Genomic DNA, 13,791 nt, shown 5'->3' with positions numbered 1-13,791 from the left:
AGCACCCGGTCGGCGGGCTCCCGCATGAGAGGATGTGCCGGTTCCGGGCGCGACCCGGTGCGCCCTCGTAGCTCAGGGGATAGAGCACCGCTCTCCTAAAGCGGGTGTCGCAGGTTCGAATCCTGCCGGGGGCACGCAGGAGGTGACCGTGGCCCGCAGCCGCGAGGAGGAGTGGGAGGAGCGGCTGGCGCTGCCCGTGCTGGTCGCGGCGCTCGCCTCGGTCCCCGCGGTCTTCCTGACCCTGCTCGCCGAGCCCTACTCGACCGTCGGCACCGTCGCGAACTGGCTGACCGGGGCGGTCCTCGTGGCCGAGACGGTGATCCTCTTCGCCGTGGCCGAGGACCGGCGCGCCTGGCTGCTGCGGCACTGGTGGCTCGTGCTGCTGACGCTCGCCGTCGTGGCCGCCGTGGTGCTGGCGGTCGGCCCGGTCCAGCTGCTGCGGCTGCTTCGCGTCGTCGGGGCGCTGCGGCTGGTGCGTGCCGGGCGCATCCTCAAGGCCGGCCGGCTGCTGCAGCAGCGCTCGGGCCTCTCCGGGTGGTGGGCCAGGGTCCCGATGATGCTCGCGACCGTCCTGGTCGCGGTCTTCGTCGCGGTGATCCTGTCCGACCCGACGTCGCAGAGCCGGATCCTGCTCTCCCAGGCGCTCGGCAGCACGGCCAGCACGCTCCTGACGATCCTCGCCGGCCTCGTGCTGGCCGTGGCGACCTTCGTGGTGCTGCGCCGCCGAGGTCAGCTGTCGGACGACGGGGCGGACGCAGACCGGTGAGGCTGGGAGGCCGGGTCAGGCCGGCTGGAGCGGCAGCGTCAGCCGGGTGCGCATGTCGGCCGGGTCCGCGTCAGGGGTGGGCTCGGTGAGGTACTCCTCGTAGAACCAGCCGGCCGGCCGCTCGCCCTGCTCCAGGGCCCAGGTCACCAGCCGGTCCCAGGAGCCGGACAGGTCGTCGTAGCCTCCCTCGTGCACCAGGCGGGCCACCCGTCCGCCGGGGACGTCGATGACCTCGACCCCTTCGGCGGCGACGACGGCGGGGCCGACCGGGAAGCCGATCCGCAGGTCCACGGTCTCCGACGGCTGGCGGTCGTAGGCCGCGAAGGCGGGACCGGCGGGCGGTCCGCCCTGCGCCTGCAGCGCGGCGCCCAGCCGCTGGAAGCCGCTGTCGAAGAAGTCGCGCAGGTCCTCCACCGGCACGCCCGTCCCGGTGACCACCACGGCGCGGAACGGCTCGACGTCCTCGGTCGTGGGCTGCTGCTCGCTCATCGCTCGTCCTCTCCTCGGGTTCGCTCGTGTGTCCCATCCTGACCGCTGACCCGCCGGGAACTCATCGCCCGAGGCCGACCCGTGGACGGCATACCCCCGCTCGTGCGTGAATGGGACGAGCCTAGGAGAGGGAGCAGCCATGACCGTCGAGGGGATCAGGACCGACGTGCCGCCGAGCGGCACCGGGTGCGTGGAGTGCGACGACGCCCAGGGTTGGTGGGTGCACCTGCGCCGGTGCGCCGAGTGCGGGCACGTGGGCTGCTGCGACAGCTCGCCCGGCCAGCACGCGACCGCCCACTTCGAGGAGACCGGGCACCCGGTCGTGCAGAGCTTCGAGCCCGGCGAGGACTGGTTCTGGTCCTATGCCAAGAGCACCGGTGTGCTCGGCCCGCAGCTCGCGGCGCCCACCAGCCGGCCCGAGGACCAGCCCGCCCCCGGGCCGGCGGGCAGGGTCCCGGCGGGCTGGCGCACCCAGATCCACTGATGCCCCCGCGTCCCGGGGCTGCGAGACTTCCCCCGTGACCGCCGACCACGCCCTCGACGCCACGGACACGGCGCAGCTGCAGTCCCGCACCGTCCTCACCCTCATGGGCAGCCAGACCCTGGGCGGCATCGGGGTGGCCAGCGGCATCGCCGTGGGGGCGATCGTCGCGGCGGACGTCAGCGGCCGGGACGCACTCTCCGGCCTGGCCACGACCACCCAGGTCCTGGGCGGGGCGCTGTTCACCATCCCGATCGCCGCGCTCATGGGGCGCCGCGGCCGCCGGGTCGGCCTCTCCGCGGCGTATGTCGTCGGGGCGCTCGGGGCGGCGCTCGCGATCGCTGCCACCGCCACCGGCACCTTCTGGATGCTGCTCGTCGGCACCACGCTCTTCGGTGCCTCGACGACGGCGAACAGCCAGGCACGGTATGCCGCGACCGATCTCGCCGCCCCCGAGCGCCGGGGACGTCAGCTCAGCTGGGTGGTCTGGGCCACGACGATCGGGTCCGTCCTGGGGCCCAACATGGTCGGCCCCGGCAAGGCCGTCGCCGGCGTGCTCGGGCTGCCGCCGCTCGCCGGGGCCTGGGTCTTCTCCGCGATCGGCTTCGGGCTCGCCGCGGTGCTCCTCCAGCTCGCGCTGCGGCCCGACCCGCTCCTCACCGCCCGCCGCCTGGCCGGGGTGGACACCGAGCAGCCGGTGGGCCGGCAGGGCAACGTCGGCGACGGTCTGCGCCTCATCCGGGCGACCCCGGCCGCCCTGTGGGGCACCGCCGCGCTCACGGTGGGGCACGTGGTCATGGTCGCGGTCATGGTCATGACGCCGCTGCACATGCGGCACGGGGAGGCCGAGATCGAGCTCATCGGCCTCGTCATCAGCCTGCACATCCTCGGGATGTACGGCCTGGCCCCGGTCACCGGCCAGCTCACCGACCGCTTCGGGCCCCGGCCCGTGGTGCTGCTGGGCACCGTCCTCCTCGTGCTGGCGTGCCTGCTCGCCGGGATCAGCCACGACGGCTTCTCCCCGGGCCTGACCGCCGGTCTCTTCCTGCTCGGCCTGGGGTGGTCCTGCACCATGGTCGCCGGCTCCGGGACCGTCGCCGGGGCCGTGCCGGTCGGGCAGCGCGCCTCGGTGCAGGGCGGCGCCGACCTCGTCATGGGCCTGTCCGCCGCCGCCGGCGGAGCCCTGGCCGGGGTGGTCATGGACCTCGTCGGGTACGCCTGGCTCTGCGTCCTCGCCGCGCTCGCCGCGGTGGTGCTCGCGGCATACACGACCTCAGTCGTTAGCCTGAGACGGTGAGCTCCCTGCGCCCCTTGAACACCCTCGACGAAGCGCGCGTCGAGGCGGTCCAGCGCGCCCGGACACGGTGGCGGCACGAGGTGGCCGAGCTCGGCGGGGCGAACTCCCTGCTGTGGCACCGCACCTCGTTGACCGGCACCTTCGACCTCAACCTCGCCCACCCGGGCGGGGTGGCCAAGCTGCTGTCCGGGCGGCCCACGCCGCTCTCCGACCTCGTCCGGGAGCAGGTGGCCTTCGCCGACGCCGCGCGCCGCCTCGGCGGCATCCGCGACAAGGTCACCGAGATGCGCCGGGAGCACGGCCTAGAGACCAGCTTCCTGGCCATCGGGCTCGCGACCTGGACGCTGCACCGCGTGCCGGTCCCGCCCCGGGCCCCCGTGCTGCTGCGCGCCTGCACGATCACGCCGACCGACGCCGCGCACTCCGACTTCGTGCTCGAGCTGCACGAGGACGTCGTCTTCAACCCCGTCCTGGAGCACTACCTGCGCAGCGAGGCCCACCTGCAGCCGGACCCGGCGCTCCTGGCCGGGCTGTCCGCGCAGAGCCACGGCTTCGACCCGCGGTTGACCTACCGGGCGCTGGAGGACATCTGCATCGAGATGGCCGGCTTCGCCATCGGGCCGCAGATGGTCATCAGCACCTTCCCCTGGGCCAAGCTGCCCTTGGTCACCTCCTACACCGGCGACCCCGAACCGCTCGCGGCGCACGACGTCGTGGCCGCGCTCGCCGGTGCCGACGTGCGGCTCACCCCGTCGGCACCGGACCCGGAGCGCGCCGAGGACGCCGCCCGAGAGCTGAGCGCCCTCGACGCCGACGCCTCGCAGCGGCTGGTCGTCGACGAGGTGTCGCACGGCGGCGACCTCGTCCTCGACACCCCCTCCGGGACCGGCGCGACCCAGACGATCGCCAACGTCGTGGTCGGGGCGCTCTCCGAGGGCCGGACGGTCATGGTCTGCTCGGAGGACCGCAGCACCCTGCAGGCGGTCCGTCGGCGCCTGGACGCCGTCGGCCTGGGCGACCTGTGCCTGCAGCTGGCCGAGGACCCTGCCTCCATGCGCCAGACGCTCGCGGAGGTGCGGCGTCGTCTGGACCGGTTGCCCTCCGAGGACGAGCCCGACCTCGGGCCCGACCCCCTGCCCGCGCGGGCCGACGCCCTGTCGGTGCTGCAGCGCGAGCAGGAGGTCCTGCACCGGGAGCACGAGCCCTGGGGTCTGAGCCTGGCCCGCACCGAGGACGACCTCTCCGCCCTCGCCACCTCCGAGCACCCGCCGACCTCGCGGGTGCGCCTGCACCCGGACGTCCTGCGCACGCTCACCGACGAGGAGCTCTCGGCCGTCACCGACGCCCTCATCGAGGCGGCCGACTGCGGCGCCTGGTCCACGGCCCGCGCCGAGGACCCCTGGTACGCCGCACGCCTCACCAGCGAGGACGAGGCCACCCGCGCCACCGAGATCGTGGGTCGCCTGGTGTCCGGGGAGTTCAGCACCGCCCGCGAGCAGGCGGACGCCGTGTGCCGCGCGGCCGGTATGCCCGCGCCCGCCACCCTGCGCCAGTGGGGCCACCGTCTGGGTCTCGTGGCCCGCGCCAGCGACACGCTGGACCACTTCGCGCCGGGGATCTACGACGCCCCGTTGGAGCAGATGGTCGCCGCGCTGGGACCGGACCGCGACGCCGGTGTGCAGCGGCCCGGTGCGGTCGCCCGCGCCCGGCTGCGGCGTCAGGTGCGCCAGCAGCTGCGGCCCGGCACCCCTCCGGCCGACCTGGCGCAGCGGGTGCGCATGGCCCGTGACGAAGGACGTGAGTGGGAGGAGGTGGCCGGGAAGGCCGCCCGTCCCACCGCGCCCGAGGGCTGGGAGGAGGCGCTGGCCGCCCAGACGCCCATCGGCGAGGACCTGGAGTGGCTGGAGCAGGCCCTCACGGGCACCTCGGTCGGCCACGAGCTGTCGACCACCCACCTCGACACGGTGCTGGAGCGGCTGGTCCGGCTCGACGCGCGTGCCGACCGGGCCGCGGTCGCGGCGCAGGCGCACCCCCTGCTCGCGCCGCTGCGCGAGCAGGGTCTGGGTGAGCTCGTCGACGACCTCGCCCGCCGGGGCGTGCCCGCCGACCGCGTGGCCCAGGAGGTGCGCTTCGTGCACCGCAGCTCGGTGCTCGACCACCTCACCTCGGACGAGGTGCCCCAGCAGGTCGGTGGGGAGGCGGTCCGGGAGGCCGAGCGATCCTTCCGCGCCGCGGACCGGGCCCACCTGCGCCGCAACGCGCTGCGCGCCCGGCGCGCGGTGCTCCGTAGGTTACGGCGCACGCTGGCCGGCCACGGCTCCCAGCTCGGCGCCTGGCAGCGAGCGCTCGAGGAGACCCGGCTCGGCGCGGTCGACTCCCGGGACGTCATCAGCCGGGCCCCGGACGTCGTGCTGGCCGCCGCGCCCGTGCTGCTCGCCAGCCCGCTGGTGGTGCCGGCGGTGCTGCCCCCCGACCTGACGGTCGACCTGGTCGTCGTCGACCGCGCCGGCCGCACCACGACCGCGCGCACGGCGCCGGCCCTGGCCCGTGGCCGGCAGGTCCTCGTCGTGGGCGACAGCGGCGGCCCCGGGCCGCGCCACTTCTCCGTCGTCGCCGACCCGCAGGCGGACGGCGACCCCGGACCGATGGACGAGCCCTCGCTGCTCGCCGAGGTCGCGAAGATCCTGCCCGTGCGGCATCTCGGCACCCACTACCGGGCGCTGGACCAGGGCCTCGTCGCCCCGTTGGCCCCCCTCATGCCGCGTCCCGTGCACTCCTTCCCGGGGGTGTGGCGCGGCGCGAGCGTGCGCGAGCACGTCGTGGACGGGCACGTGAGCGCGAGGATCGAGGCCGCCGTGCGCCTGGTGCTCAAGCACGCGCGCTCCGGGCCGGACAGCCTGCTGCTGGTGACCGACGACGAGGCGGGGGCGGAGGACGCCGGCATCGCCCTGCGTGCGGCGATGGGTTCGGCCGGGCTGCCCGCCTCGCTCTCCGACGACGAGCAGGACAGCGAGGCCTTCCTCGTGCTCCCGGTCCACCGGGTCGCAGGTCAGACCCGCGACCGGGTCGTGTGGGTGGGCTCACCCGCCGCCGTGGGCAGCGCCGAGGCCGCCGGCGCGGTGCTCGCCGGCGCGCGCCGCAGCGTCGACCTGGTCACCCCCACCCCCGTCGCCGACTGGCCCACCGCGGCCGGTCACGGGGCCGAGATCGTCCGGCACGCCCTCGTCCCGGACGCCGAGGAGCACGGCCACGGCTCGGCGGTGCTCACCGAGCTCGTCCGGCGGCTGCGCTCCGAGGGGCTGCAGGTCAAGGAGGGTGTCGGCCACGGTCCGCACGTCGTGGACCTGGCCGTGGTGTCCGAGGAGGACGACGCGCGGTATGCCGTCGCCGTGGACGGGGACGTCCAGAACGGCTCCGCCCCGCGACCCGGCCGCGACGACGTGCGCCTGCGGCACGACCAGCTCACCCGCATGGGGTGGGCGCCGGTGCGGGTGCGCACCACGGACGTCTTCACCGACCCGGCGCGGGAGGTCGCCCGGGTGCTGCAGGCGCTGCGCGAGCGGACGCGGTGAGCGACGGGCCGGCGGAGCAGCGCCGCCGGCGCGCGCCACGGCGTGCCGTGGCAGCACCCACCAACCCCGCGGCGGACCAGGCGGACGAGGTGCCTCCGGCGCGCGACCACGAGCGGAAGCGCGGGCGCGAGGCAGGGCGGGCGCCCCGTCGCCTCGACCCCCGGGACACCTGGATCCTGGAGCAGCGGCCGCCCCACTGGGACTGAACCGGGCCCGACCGTCACCGGGGCGCAGACGCAGGACGCACGACGCCCCGGCACGGTGTCCGTGCCGGGGCGTCGGTGGTGCGGCGGGTGGGTGCCCGCGCGGGGTCAGCTCTGCTGCGGGCCGTCGGTGCGGCGCTCGGCCAGCAGGTCGCGGATCTCGCGCAGGGTGGCGACCTCGTCGCTGATGATCTCCTCGACCGGCTTGTTGCGGTTGAGGCGCTCGTTCACCTTGTTCATCGGCGCGACGAGCACGAAGTACACGACGGCCGCGGTGATGAGGAAGACGATGAGGGCGTTGATGATGGCCGCGAAGTTGAGGTAGGTCGCGTCGTTGCCCTCGATGATGTTGAAGCCGAGACCGCCGACCTCCGCGCCGCCCGCGGCGTTGAGCAGCGGGGTGATGATGCCGGAGACGATGGTCTCGACGACGGCGGCGAAGGCAGAGCCGATGACGACCGCGACGGCAAGCTCGATCACGTTGCCGCGCATGATGAAGTCCTTGAAGCCGCTGAGCATGGCCTCTCCTTTCGTGCGAGCGCAGGCCAGGGGCAGATCGCTCGTGGTGGTGTTGGTCGTGGTGGGTGGCCCGACATCGTGACTCGCCCCTGGGGCCGGTCGTGAAGTGTATACCGCTTCACGTCACCCGGGTCAGGGCTCCGAGAAGGGGTCGTGTGAGGTTGCTCACCCGTCACCCTCCGGTGTCGCCGGCGCGCACCGCCACCAGGAGGGCGGCCCCGAGCGGGTCGGCCCCCCTCGCGGCGGCGAGCTCGGACGCGGTGCGCTCGTCCACCGCGACCCACAGACCCGGCTCCTCGCCCGCCCCGGCGCGGAGCACGAGCGCCTCGCTGGCCACCGTGCTCCCGTCGACGGGGGAGTGCACGTCGATGCGGTCGCCGGCGAGCGTCGCCCCGGCCACGGCCGCGTCGGCCACGGGGAGGTAGACGGCGACCACGTCGTCGAGGCCCGCGAGCAGGGAGCTGGTGCGCAGGTCAGCCGCCGTCAGCACCTCCCCGGCCTGCAGCGGCACGGCCAGGGAGCTGCCCTCGGCCGGTGGCTCGGCCAGGTGCCCCTCGGGCAGGACGTCCGGCGGGACGTGCCGCAGCTGGGTGTCGCGGGCCGTCAGGGTCGCGCCGACCGGCAGTGTCCGGACCGCCACGACTGCCGGGACCTCGCCGGGCTGCGGGCGACCCAGCACGAGGTGCAGGCTGCCGCCCACGGTGGTCGCGGCGAGCACGGCCGCCAGCCAGCGGCGCAGGACCGGGCGACGCAGGAACCGGGTCAGACCGCGGCGCGACGGGGTGGCGGGTCGGGCGGCTCGTCGGGTCACGCCCGCGACGCTAGGCCCGCCGCTCCGCCCCCGCCAGGGCTCAGCGCGAAGCTGTGGACGAGCTGCCGGAGGAGCCGGAGGATGTGGACGACGAGCCGCCGGAGCCCGAGCCGGACCCTCCTGAGCCCGTCGAGGACGAGGAGCCGGACGACCCGCCGGAGGATGACCCCTTGCCCTCCGAGGCCGTCGAGCCGCCCTTGCTGCCGCCCTCGCTCTTGCCCGACTCGCCGCCGGAGCCGCTCGAGCCGCCCTTGCCGGAGGAGGAGCCCGAGCCGCGGGAGTCGGTGCGGTAGAAGCCCGAGCCCTTGAAGACGACCCCGACCGCGCTGAAGACCTTGCGCAGCGAGCCGCCGCACTCCGGGCATACCGTCAGCGCGTCGTCGGTGAAGGCCTGCTGGATGTCGAAGGCGTGGCCGCAGTCCTTGCAGGCGTATGAGTACGTGGGCACGAGGTCGGATTCTACGTCGCCTCCCGACGTCCTTCGGAACCGTCGCCTAGGCTGGTCCCCGTGTCCCGACCCCTGTGGCAGCGCATCGCCGTGCCCACGGTCGCGATCCTCGTGGTCGTGATGGTGGCCACGGCGGTCATCGGCGTGGGTCTGGCGCGGCGTGCCTTCCCGCAGGTCTCCGGCGAGCTGGAGGTGCCGGGGCTGGCCGGTCAGGTCGAGGTGGTCCGGGACGACCTGGGAGTGCCCCACATCTACGCCGACACCGCGGAGGACCTCTTCCGCGCGCAGGGGTTCGTCGCCGCCCAGGACCGCTTCTTCCAGATGGACCTGCGCCGGCACATCGTCAGCGGCCGGCTGTCCGAGCTCGTGGGCGAGGGCGGCCTGGAGACCGACCGGGTGATCCGCACCCTCGGCTGGCGCCGGGTCGCCGAGGAGGAGCTGTCGATGCTCTCCCCGGACGCGCGGACCTACCTCAGCGCCTACGCCTCGGGCGTCAACGCCTACATCGACAGCCGCAGCGGCCCCTCCTCGATGGGGGTGGAGTACGTCGCCCTGTCCCAGAGCGCCCCGGGATACACCGTGCAGCAGTGGGACGAGGTCGACTCCCTCGCGTGGCTCAAGGCGATGGCGTGGGACCTGCGCGGCAACTACGAGGACGAGCTGGCCCGGGGCCGGCTCGTCGGCGAGATCCCGCTGGACAAGCTGGAGAACCTCTACCCCGACTACCCGGTCGACGAGCACCCGCCGATCCTCGACCCGGGCGAGTGGTCCCCGCCGGACCCCCCGGCGCCGGGCATGACGGACACCCGTGGTGGGTCCCGCGGCACGGTGCTGGCGCCGGTCCCCGGCCAGACCGACCCGGCCGACGCCGCCCGCCTCACCGACCCGGTGGCCCCGGACGGCCCGACCTCCGGCCTCACCCGCAACTGGCTCGCCGGGGGTGCGCAGGACGCCCTGACCGACACCGGCACCGTCCTGGCGGCGGTCCCCGACCTGCTCGGCGAGGGCGAGGGGATCGGCTCCAACTCGTGGGTCGTCTCCGGCGAGCACACCGCGACCGGTATGCCGCTGCTCGCCAACGACCCGCACCTCGCGATCTCCCAGCCCGGGATCTGGATGCAGAGCGGCCTGCACTGCCGCGAGGTGAGCGAGGCCTGCCCCTTCGACGTCACCGGCTTCACCTTCGCCGGCTTCCCCGGCGTGATCATCGGCCACAACCAGTCCATCGCCTGGGGGTTCACCAACCTCGACCCGGACGTCACCGACTTCTACCTCGAGGACGTCGCCGGGGACACCGTGCTGCGCGAGGACGAGCACGTGCCGATGGACGTCCGCACCGAGACCATCAAGGTGGCCGGCGGCGACGACGTGGAGCTGGAGGTGCGGGAGACCTCCAACGGCCCCATCGTCTCCGACGTGCTCACCGACACCGGCCTCATGGGCGACAACGGCCCGCTCGACGGCGTCGCGACCTCCCGGGACTTCGAGGTCGCGCTGCGCTGGACCGGGCTGCAACCCTCGCGGACCGCCGAGGCCGTCTTCGCGCTCAACTCGGCCACGGACTGGGAGGACTTTCGGGGTGCCGCGGAGCTCTTCGCGGTGCCGTCGCAGAACCTGCTCTACGCCGACACCGAGGGCAACATCGGCTACCAGGCGCCGGGGCTGGTGCCGGTCCGCCGGACCGCCACGCACGCGACGCCCCCGGGCTACTTCCCCTCGCCCGGCTGGGACGAGCAGTACGCCTGGAGCGGGTGGGTCGACTTCGAGGACCTGCCGACGGCATACAACCCCGAGGACGGGATCGTCGTGGCCGCGAACCAGGCCGTCACGCGCGGGTCGACGCCCTTCCTCACCACCGAGTGGGACAAGGGCTACCGCTCCACCCGCATCCTGGAGCTGCTGCAGGAACGGCTCGAGCAGGAGCCGCTGACCGTGGAGGACATGGGCGAGATCCAGCTCGACGACACCAGCAGCTTCGCGCTCGAGGTGGTGCCCTACCTCACCTCGGTCGACCTCGACGGAAGGTTCTACAGCGAGGCGCAGGACCTGCTGCGGGACTGGGACGGCACGGCGCCGGCGGAGGGGGAGCAGTCGGCGGCCGCCGCCTACTTCTACGTCGTCTACGACAACCTCATCGAGGCGACCTTCGACGACGAGCTGCCCCCGGACCTGGGGGTCTCGGGCAACTCCCGGACGATGCAGGTCATGGCCGAGCTCATGGCGACGCCGGAGAGCGTCTGGTGGGACGACCAGCGCACGCCGGGTCTCGTGGAGTCCCGTGACGAGGTGCTGCGCACCGCGCTCGTCGACGCCCGGCTGGACCTGACCCGCCGCATCTCCAAGGACCCCGACGACTGGAGCTGGGGCCAGCTGCACCGCGCCGACCTGCGCCACCAGGTGCTCGGGGAGGAGGGCGTGCCCGGGGTGGTGCAGAGCATGGTCAACCGCGGCCCGCTCCCGGTCTCCGGCAGCAGCGCGATGGTCAACGCGATGAACTGGGACGCCGGCACCGACAGCTTCGACGTCACCTCGGCGCCGTCGATGCGGATGGTGGTCGACCTCGCCGACCTCGACGCCTCCACCTGGGTCAACCAGACCGGCACCTCCGGGCACCCGTTCCACCACAACTACGACGACCAGACGCAGGCGTGGATCGAGGGCCGGACCTACCCGTGGGCCTTCACCCGTGCTGCGGTCGACGAGGCGGGCACCGACACCCTCACCCTCGTGCCCGAGGAGGGCTGACTCAGACCAGCGGGACCGGCAGCACCCCGCTGCCCGGCCGCAGCACCGCGTCCACCACGGCGTCGTGCTCCGCCGCGGGCACCTCCGGCACGACCTCGTGGTCGTGCAGCACGAGGACGACGGGGGCGCCGCCGGAGGCCTCGCGCAGCCGCGGCAGCACCGTGTCGTAGTAGCCGCCGCCCTGGCCCAGCCGCACCCCGGCCCGCGAGCAGGCCAGGCCCGGCACGAAGGCCAGGTCCACCTGCGCGAGAGCCCCCTCGCCGAGCGGCGTGCGGTCGGGGTCGGCCAGGTCGGCCCAGTCCAGCCGCGGTCGCTCCAGGGTGATCGGCACGAGCACCCGCACCCCGGCGTCCTGCAGCGCCGTCGTCAGCCCGTCCACGGGCGGCTCGGTCCGCATCGGCTCGTAGGCGGTGACCGTCGTCCCGGCGACGCCCGCGCGTCCGGTGGAGACGGCATACCGGTCCAGGTGCGTCAGCCCCGCCTCGCCGAGCGCCCGCGCGAGCCCCGCGCGGTGCTCCGGGGTCCACCCGGCGACCAGGTCGCGGCGGGCGGCCCGGACCAGGGTGCGCCAGTGCGCCTTGTCGGCGACGACGTCGCCGGTCGGACGGTAGGGCGGCAGCGGGACACTCATGCGGCCCGATTGTGGCCGATGCTCCTAGGGTGGGGCCATGATCTCCGTCGACGAGCACCTGGACTGGGTGCTGGCTCAGGTCGAGCCGGTGGCCACCGTCACCCTCCCGGTCCGGCGTGCGCAGAGCCTCGTGACCACGACCGACGTGCACAGCAGCGTCGACCTGCCGCGCTTCGACAACTCCTCGATGGACGGGTATGCCGTGCGCCGGGCCGACCTCGAGGGTGCCAGCAGCGAGAACCCGGTCGTGCTGCCCGTCGCCGGCGACGTCGCCGCGGGCGACCAGGAGCGGCACGCGCTCGCCCCCGGGCAGGTGTGGCGGATCATGACCGGTGCGCCCATGCCCGAGGGGGCCGACGCCGTCGTCAAGGTGGAGGACACCGACGGGCACCCGCACGAGCCGCAGCTGCGCGTGCACCCCGACGAGGGTGCCCACATCCGGCGGGCGGGAGAGGACGTGAAGGCCGGCGACCTGGTCCTGCCGGCCGGCAGCCGGATCGGGCCGGGGGAGATCGCCGCGCTGCTGTCCTCCGGGGTGAGCGAGATCGAGGTCGTCGGGCCGGTGCGGGTCGCGATCCTGTCGACCGGCGACGAGCTGGTGCCCGCGGGTGAGCCCGTGGGCCCGGGGCAGATCATCGACTCCAACGGACCCATGCTGGAGGCGCTGGTGCGTGAGGCGGGTGCCTACGTCGTGCACGTGGGCCACCTGCCGGACGACGAGGGCGCCATCAAGAAGCAGCTGCACCGCCTGCTGGACCACGCCGACCTCGTCATCACCACCGGGGGCGTGAGCAAGGGCGAGTTCGACCTCGTGAAGAAGGTGCTGAGCGGCCAGGGATCGATGGAGTTCGTCGAGGTCGCGATGCAGCCGGGCAAGCCGCAGGGCTTTGGGGTGCTGGGCCGGCGCGACGTGCCGGTCTTCACCCTGCCGGGCAACCCGGTGAGCACCCTGGTGAGCTTCGAGGTCTTCGTGCGTCCGGCGCTGCAGCGGCGCGCGGGACGCAGCGAGGGCGGCCGGCTGGCGACCGGGTTCGCCACGGAGGGCTGGCGCAGCTCGCCGGAGCGGCAGACCTACACCCGGGTGCGGATCGACCGCGACCCGACCGGGAAGTATGCCGTCTCGCCCGCGGGCGGGGCCGGCTCGCACCTCGTGGGGCCGCTGGCGGTGGCCGACGCGCTGGCGGTCTCGGACCCGAAGGCGGCCGAGGTGACGGCCGGGTCCGAGGTCGACCTGCTGCTGCTGCGTCCGCGCTCGGAGATCGACGCCCGGCTGCATGCCGAGGACGACGACCACGACGAGGAGGGCTGATGGGCGAGGCGCCCCGGCTCACCCACCTGCGGGCGGACGGGTCGGCATACATGGTCGACGTCAGCGCCAAGGACGTCACCGCCCGCAGCGCCACCGCGCGGGGCCGGGTCGACCTGTCCGGGGAGGCTGTCGCCGCGCTGCGCGACGGCACGGTGCCCAAGGGGGACGCGCTCGGGGTGGCGCGGATCGCCGGCATCCAGGCGGCCAAGCGCACGCCGGACCTGGTGCCGCTGTGCCATCCCGTCGCCATCCACGGGGTGGAGGTGGACCTCGAGGTCGACGACGGGGGTGTCGAGATCACCGCGACCGTGCGCACCGCCGACCGCACCGGGATCGAGATGGAGGCGCTCACCTGCGTCAGCGTCGCCGGGCTGGCCCTGGTGGACATGATCAAGGCGGTCGACCGGTTCGCGGTGATCGGCGGGATCCGGGTCGTCGCGAAGTCCGGCGGCCGGTCCGGGGACTGGGTCCGGCCGGAATGAGCGTCCGGTGGGTCACCGGTGAGCGTTCGGTGATCAAC

At 74.4% G+C, this 13,791-nt stretch carries 13 protein-coding genes and 1 tRNA gene; 9 read left to right on the top strand and 5 right to left on the bottom strand.

Annotated features, from left to right (window positions below; genetic code table 11):
* Positions 1-61: 61 nt before the first annotated feature.
* Positions 62-134: transfer RNA gene (locus tag SGUI_RS07055), tRNA-Arg, on the top strand.
* Positions 135-148: 14 nt separating this feature from the next.
* Positions 149-766 (top strand): hypothetical protein, encoded by a 618-nt coding sequence (locus SGUI_RS07050; RefSeq protein ID WP_083190551.1) that lies wholly within the window; start codon positions 149-151, stop codon positions 764-766.
* Between the two features lie 15 nt (positions 767-781).
* Here the strand turns inward: SGUI_RS07050 and SGUI_RS07045 are convergent, their stop codons facing one another.
* Positions 782-1,255 carry a GyrI-like domain-containing protein gene (locus SGUI_RS07045; RefSeq protein ID WP_066638056.1) on the bottom strand — a complete coding sequence of 158 codons (474 nt, stop codon included), beginning with the start codon at positions 1,253-1,255 and terminating at the stop codon, positions 782-784.
* Positions 1,256-1,394: 139 nt separating this feature from the next.
* On the opposite strand from SGUI_RS07045, the gene SGUI_RS07040 reads away from it, so the two are divergent.
* The 4 genes from SGUI_RS07040 to SGUI_RS07025 are packed head-to-tail and all read left to right on the top strand — an operon-like array spanning position 1,395 to position 6,811.
* Positions 1,395-1,739 carry a UBP-type zinc finger domain-containing protein gene (locus SGUI_RS07040; protein WP_066638055.1) on the top strand — a complete coding sequence of 115 codons (345 nt, stop codon included), beginning with the start codon at positions 1,395-1,397 and terminating at the stop codon, positions 1,737-1,739.
* Positions 1,740-1,773: 34 nt separating this feature from the next.
* A complete protein-coding gene (locus tag SGUI_RS07035) occupies positions 1,774-3,033 on the top strand; it encodes an MFS transporter (protein WP_066638053.1) in 1,260 nt (419 codons plus the stop codon).
* Entirely contained in the window at positions 3,030-6,605 is a 3,576-nt protein-coding gene (locus tag SGUI_RS07030; RefSeq protein WP_066638051.1) for a DUF4011 domain-containing protein, read from the top strand. The genes SGUI_RS07035 and SGUI_RS07030 overlap by 4 nt, the downstream gene beginning before the upstream one ends.
* Positions 6,602-6,811 carry a hypothetical protein gene (locus SGUI_RS07025; RefSeq protein WP_066638049.1) on the top strand — a complete coding sequence of 70 codons (210 nt, stop codon included), beginning with the start codon at positions 6,602-6,604 and terminating at the stop codon, positions 6,809-6,811. The genes SGUI_RS07030 and SGUI_RS07025 overlap by 4 nt, the downstream gene beginning before the upstream one ends.
* Positions 6,812-6,916: 105 nt before the next feature.
* Here the strand turns inward: SGUI_RS07025 and mscL are convergent, their stop codons facing one another.
* From mscL to SGUI_RS07010, 3 genes are all read right to left on the bottom strand, one after another.
* The gene (mscL, locus tag SGUI_RS07020) at positions 6,917-7,327 is read right to left on the bottom strand and encodes a large conductance mechanosensitive channel protein MscL (protein WP_066638047.1); all 411 of its coding nucleotides are present in this window, start codon (positions 7,325-7,327) and stop codon (positions 6,917-6,919) included.
* A gap of 172 nt (positions 7,328-7,499) precedes the next feature.
* Positions 7,500-8,138 carry an SAF domain-containing protein gene (locus SGUI_RS07015; RefSeq protein WP_066638045.1) on the bottom strand — a complete coding sequence of 213 codons (639 nt, stop codon included), beginning with the start codon at positions 8,136-8,138 and terminating at the stop codon, positions 7,500-7,502.
* Between the two features lie 40 nt (positions 8,139-8,178).
* Positions 8,179-8,586 carry an FmdB family zinc ribbon protein gene (locus tag SGUI_RS07010; RefSeq protein ID WP_066638043.1) on the bottom strand — a complete coding sequence of 136 codons (408 nt, stop codon included), beginning with the start codon at positions 8,584-8,586 and terminating at the stop codon, positions 8,179-8,181.
* 60 nt (positions 8,587-8,646) lie between these two features.
* Between SGUI_RS07010 and SGUI_RS07005 the strand changes: the two genes are divergently transcribed.
* On the top strand, positions 8,647-11,331 hold the full coding sequence (locus tag SGUI_RS07005) for a penicillin acylase family protein (RefSeq protein WP_066638041.1): 2,685 nt from the start codon (positions 8,647-8,649) through the stop codon (positions 11,329-11,331).
* 1 nt (position 11,332) lies between these two features.
* Here SGUI_RS07005 and SGUI_RS07000 read toward each other — a convergent pair whose 3' ends face one another.
* Positions 11,333-11,962 (bottom strand): 5-formyltetrahydrofolate cyclo-ligase, encoded by a 630-nt coding sequence (locus tag SGUI_RS07000; RefSeq protein ID WP_066638039.1) that lies wholly within the window; start codon positions 11,960-11,962, stop codon positions 11,333-11,335.
* 37 nt (positions 11,963-11,999) lie between these two features.
* Here SGUI_RS07000 and SGUI_RS06995 point away from each other — a divergent pair, with 37 nt between their 5' ends.
* Entirely contained in the window at positions 12,000-13,271 is a 1,272-nt protein-coding gene (locus tag SGUI_RS06995) for a molybdopterin molybdotransferase MoeA (RefSeq protein WP_066638037.1), read from the top strand.
* A complete protein-coding gene (gene moaC / locus SGUI_RS06990) occupies positions 13,271-13,753 on the top strand; it encodes a cyclic pyranopterin monophosphate synthase MoaC (RefSeq protein ID WP_066638035.1) in 483 nt (160 codons plus the stop codon). Before SGUI_RS06995 ends, moaC begins: the two co-directional genes overlap by 1 nt.
* Positions 13,754-13,791: the final 38 nt, after the last annotated feature.

The organism is Serinicoccus hydrothermalis, from assembly GCF_001685415.1.
GTDB classification, from domain to species: Bacteria; Actinomycetota; Actinomycetes; order Actinomycetales; family Dermatophilaceae; genus Ornithinicoccus; species Ornithinicoccus hydrothermalis.
Note: the sequence above shows the minus strand (reverse complement) of the source record. Positions and strands in the feature narration are given on the sequence as shown.

What these genes read in the sequence shown, in the direction of transcription:
- SGUI_RS07045 (WP_066638056.1), bottom strand. Translation starts at nt 1,255, where the DNA reads ATGAGCGAGCAGCAGCCCACGACCGAGGACGTCGAGCCGTTCCGCGCC.
- SGUI_RS07040 (WP_066638055.1), top strand. Translation starts at nt 1,395, where the DNA reads ATGACCGTCGAGGGGATCAGGACCGACGTGCCGCCGAGCGGCACCGGG.
- mscL (WP_066638047.1), bottom strand. Translation starts at nt 7,327, where the DNA reads ATGCTCAGCGGCTTCAAGGACTTCATCATGCGCGGCAACGTGATCGAG.
- SGUI_RS07000 (WP_066638039.1), bottom strand. Translation starts at nt 11,962, where the DNA reads ATGAGTGTCCCGCTGCCGCCCTACCGTCCGACCGGCGACGTCGTCGCC.
- SGUI_RS06995 (WP_066638037.1), top strand. Translation starts at nt 12,000, where the DNA reads ATGATCTCCGTCGACGAGCACCTGGACTGGGTGCTGGCTCAGGTCGAG.
- moaC (WP_066638035.1), top strand. Translation starts at nt 13,271, where the DNA reads ATGGGCGAGGCGCCCCGGCTCACCCACCTGCGGGCGGACGGGTCGGCA.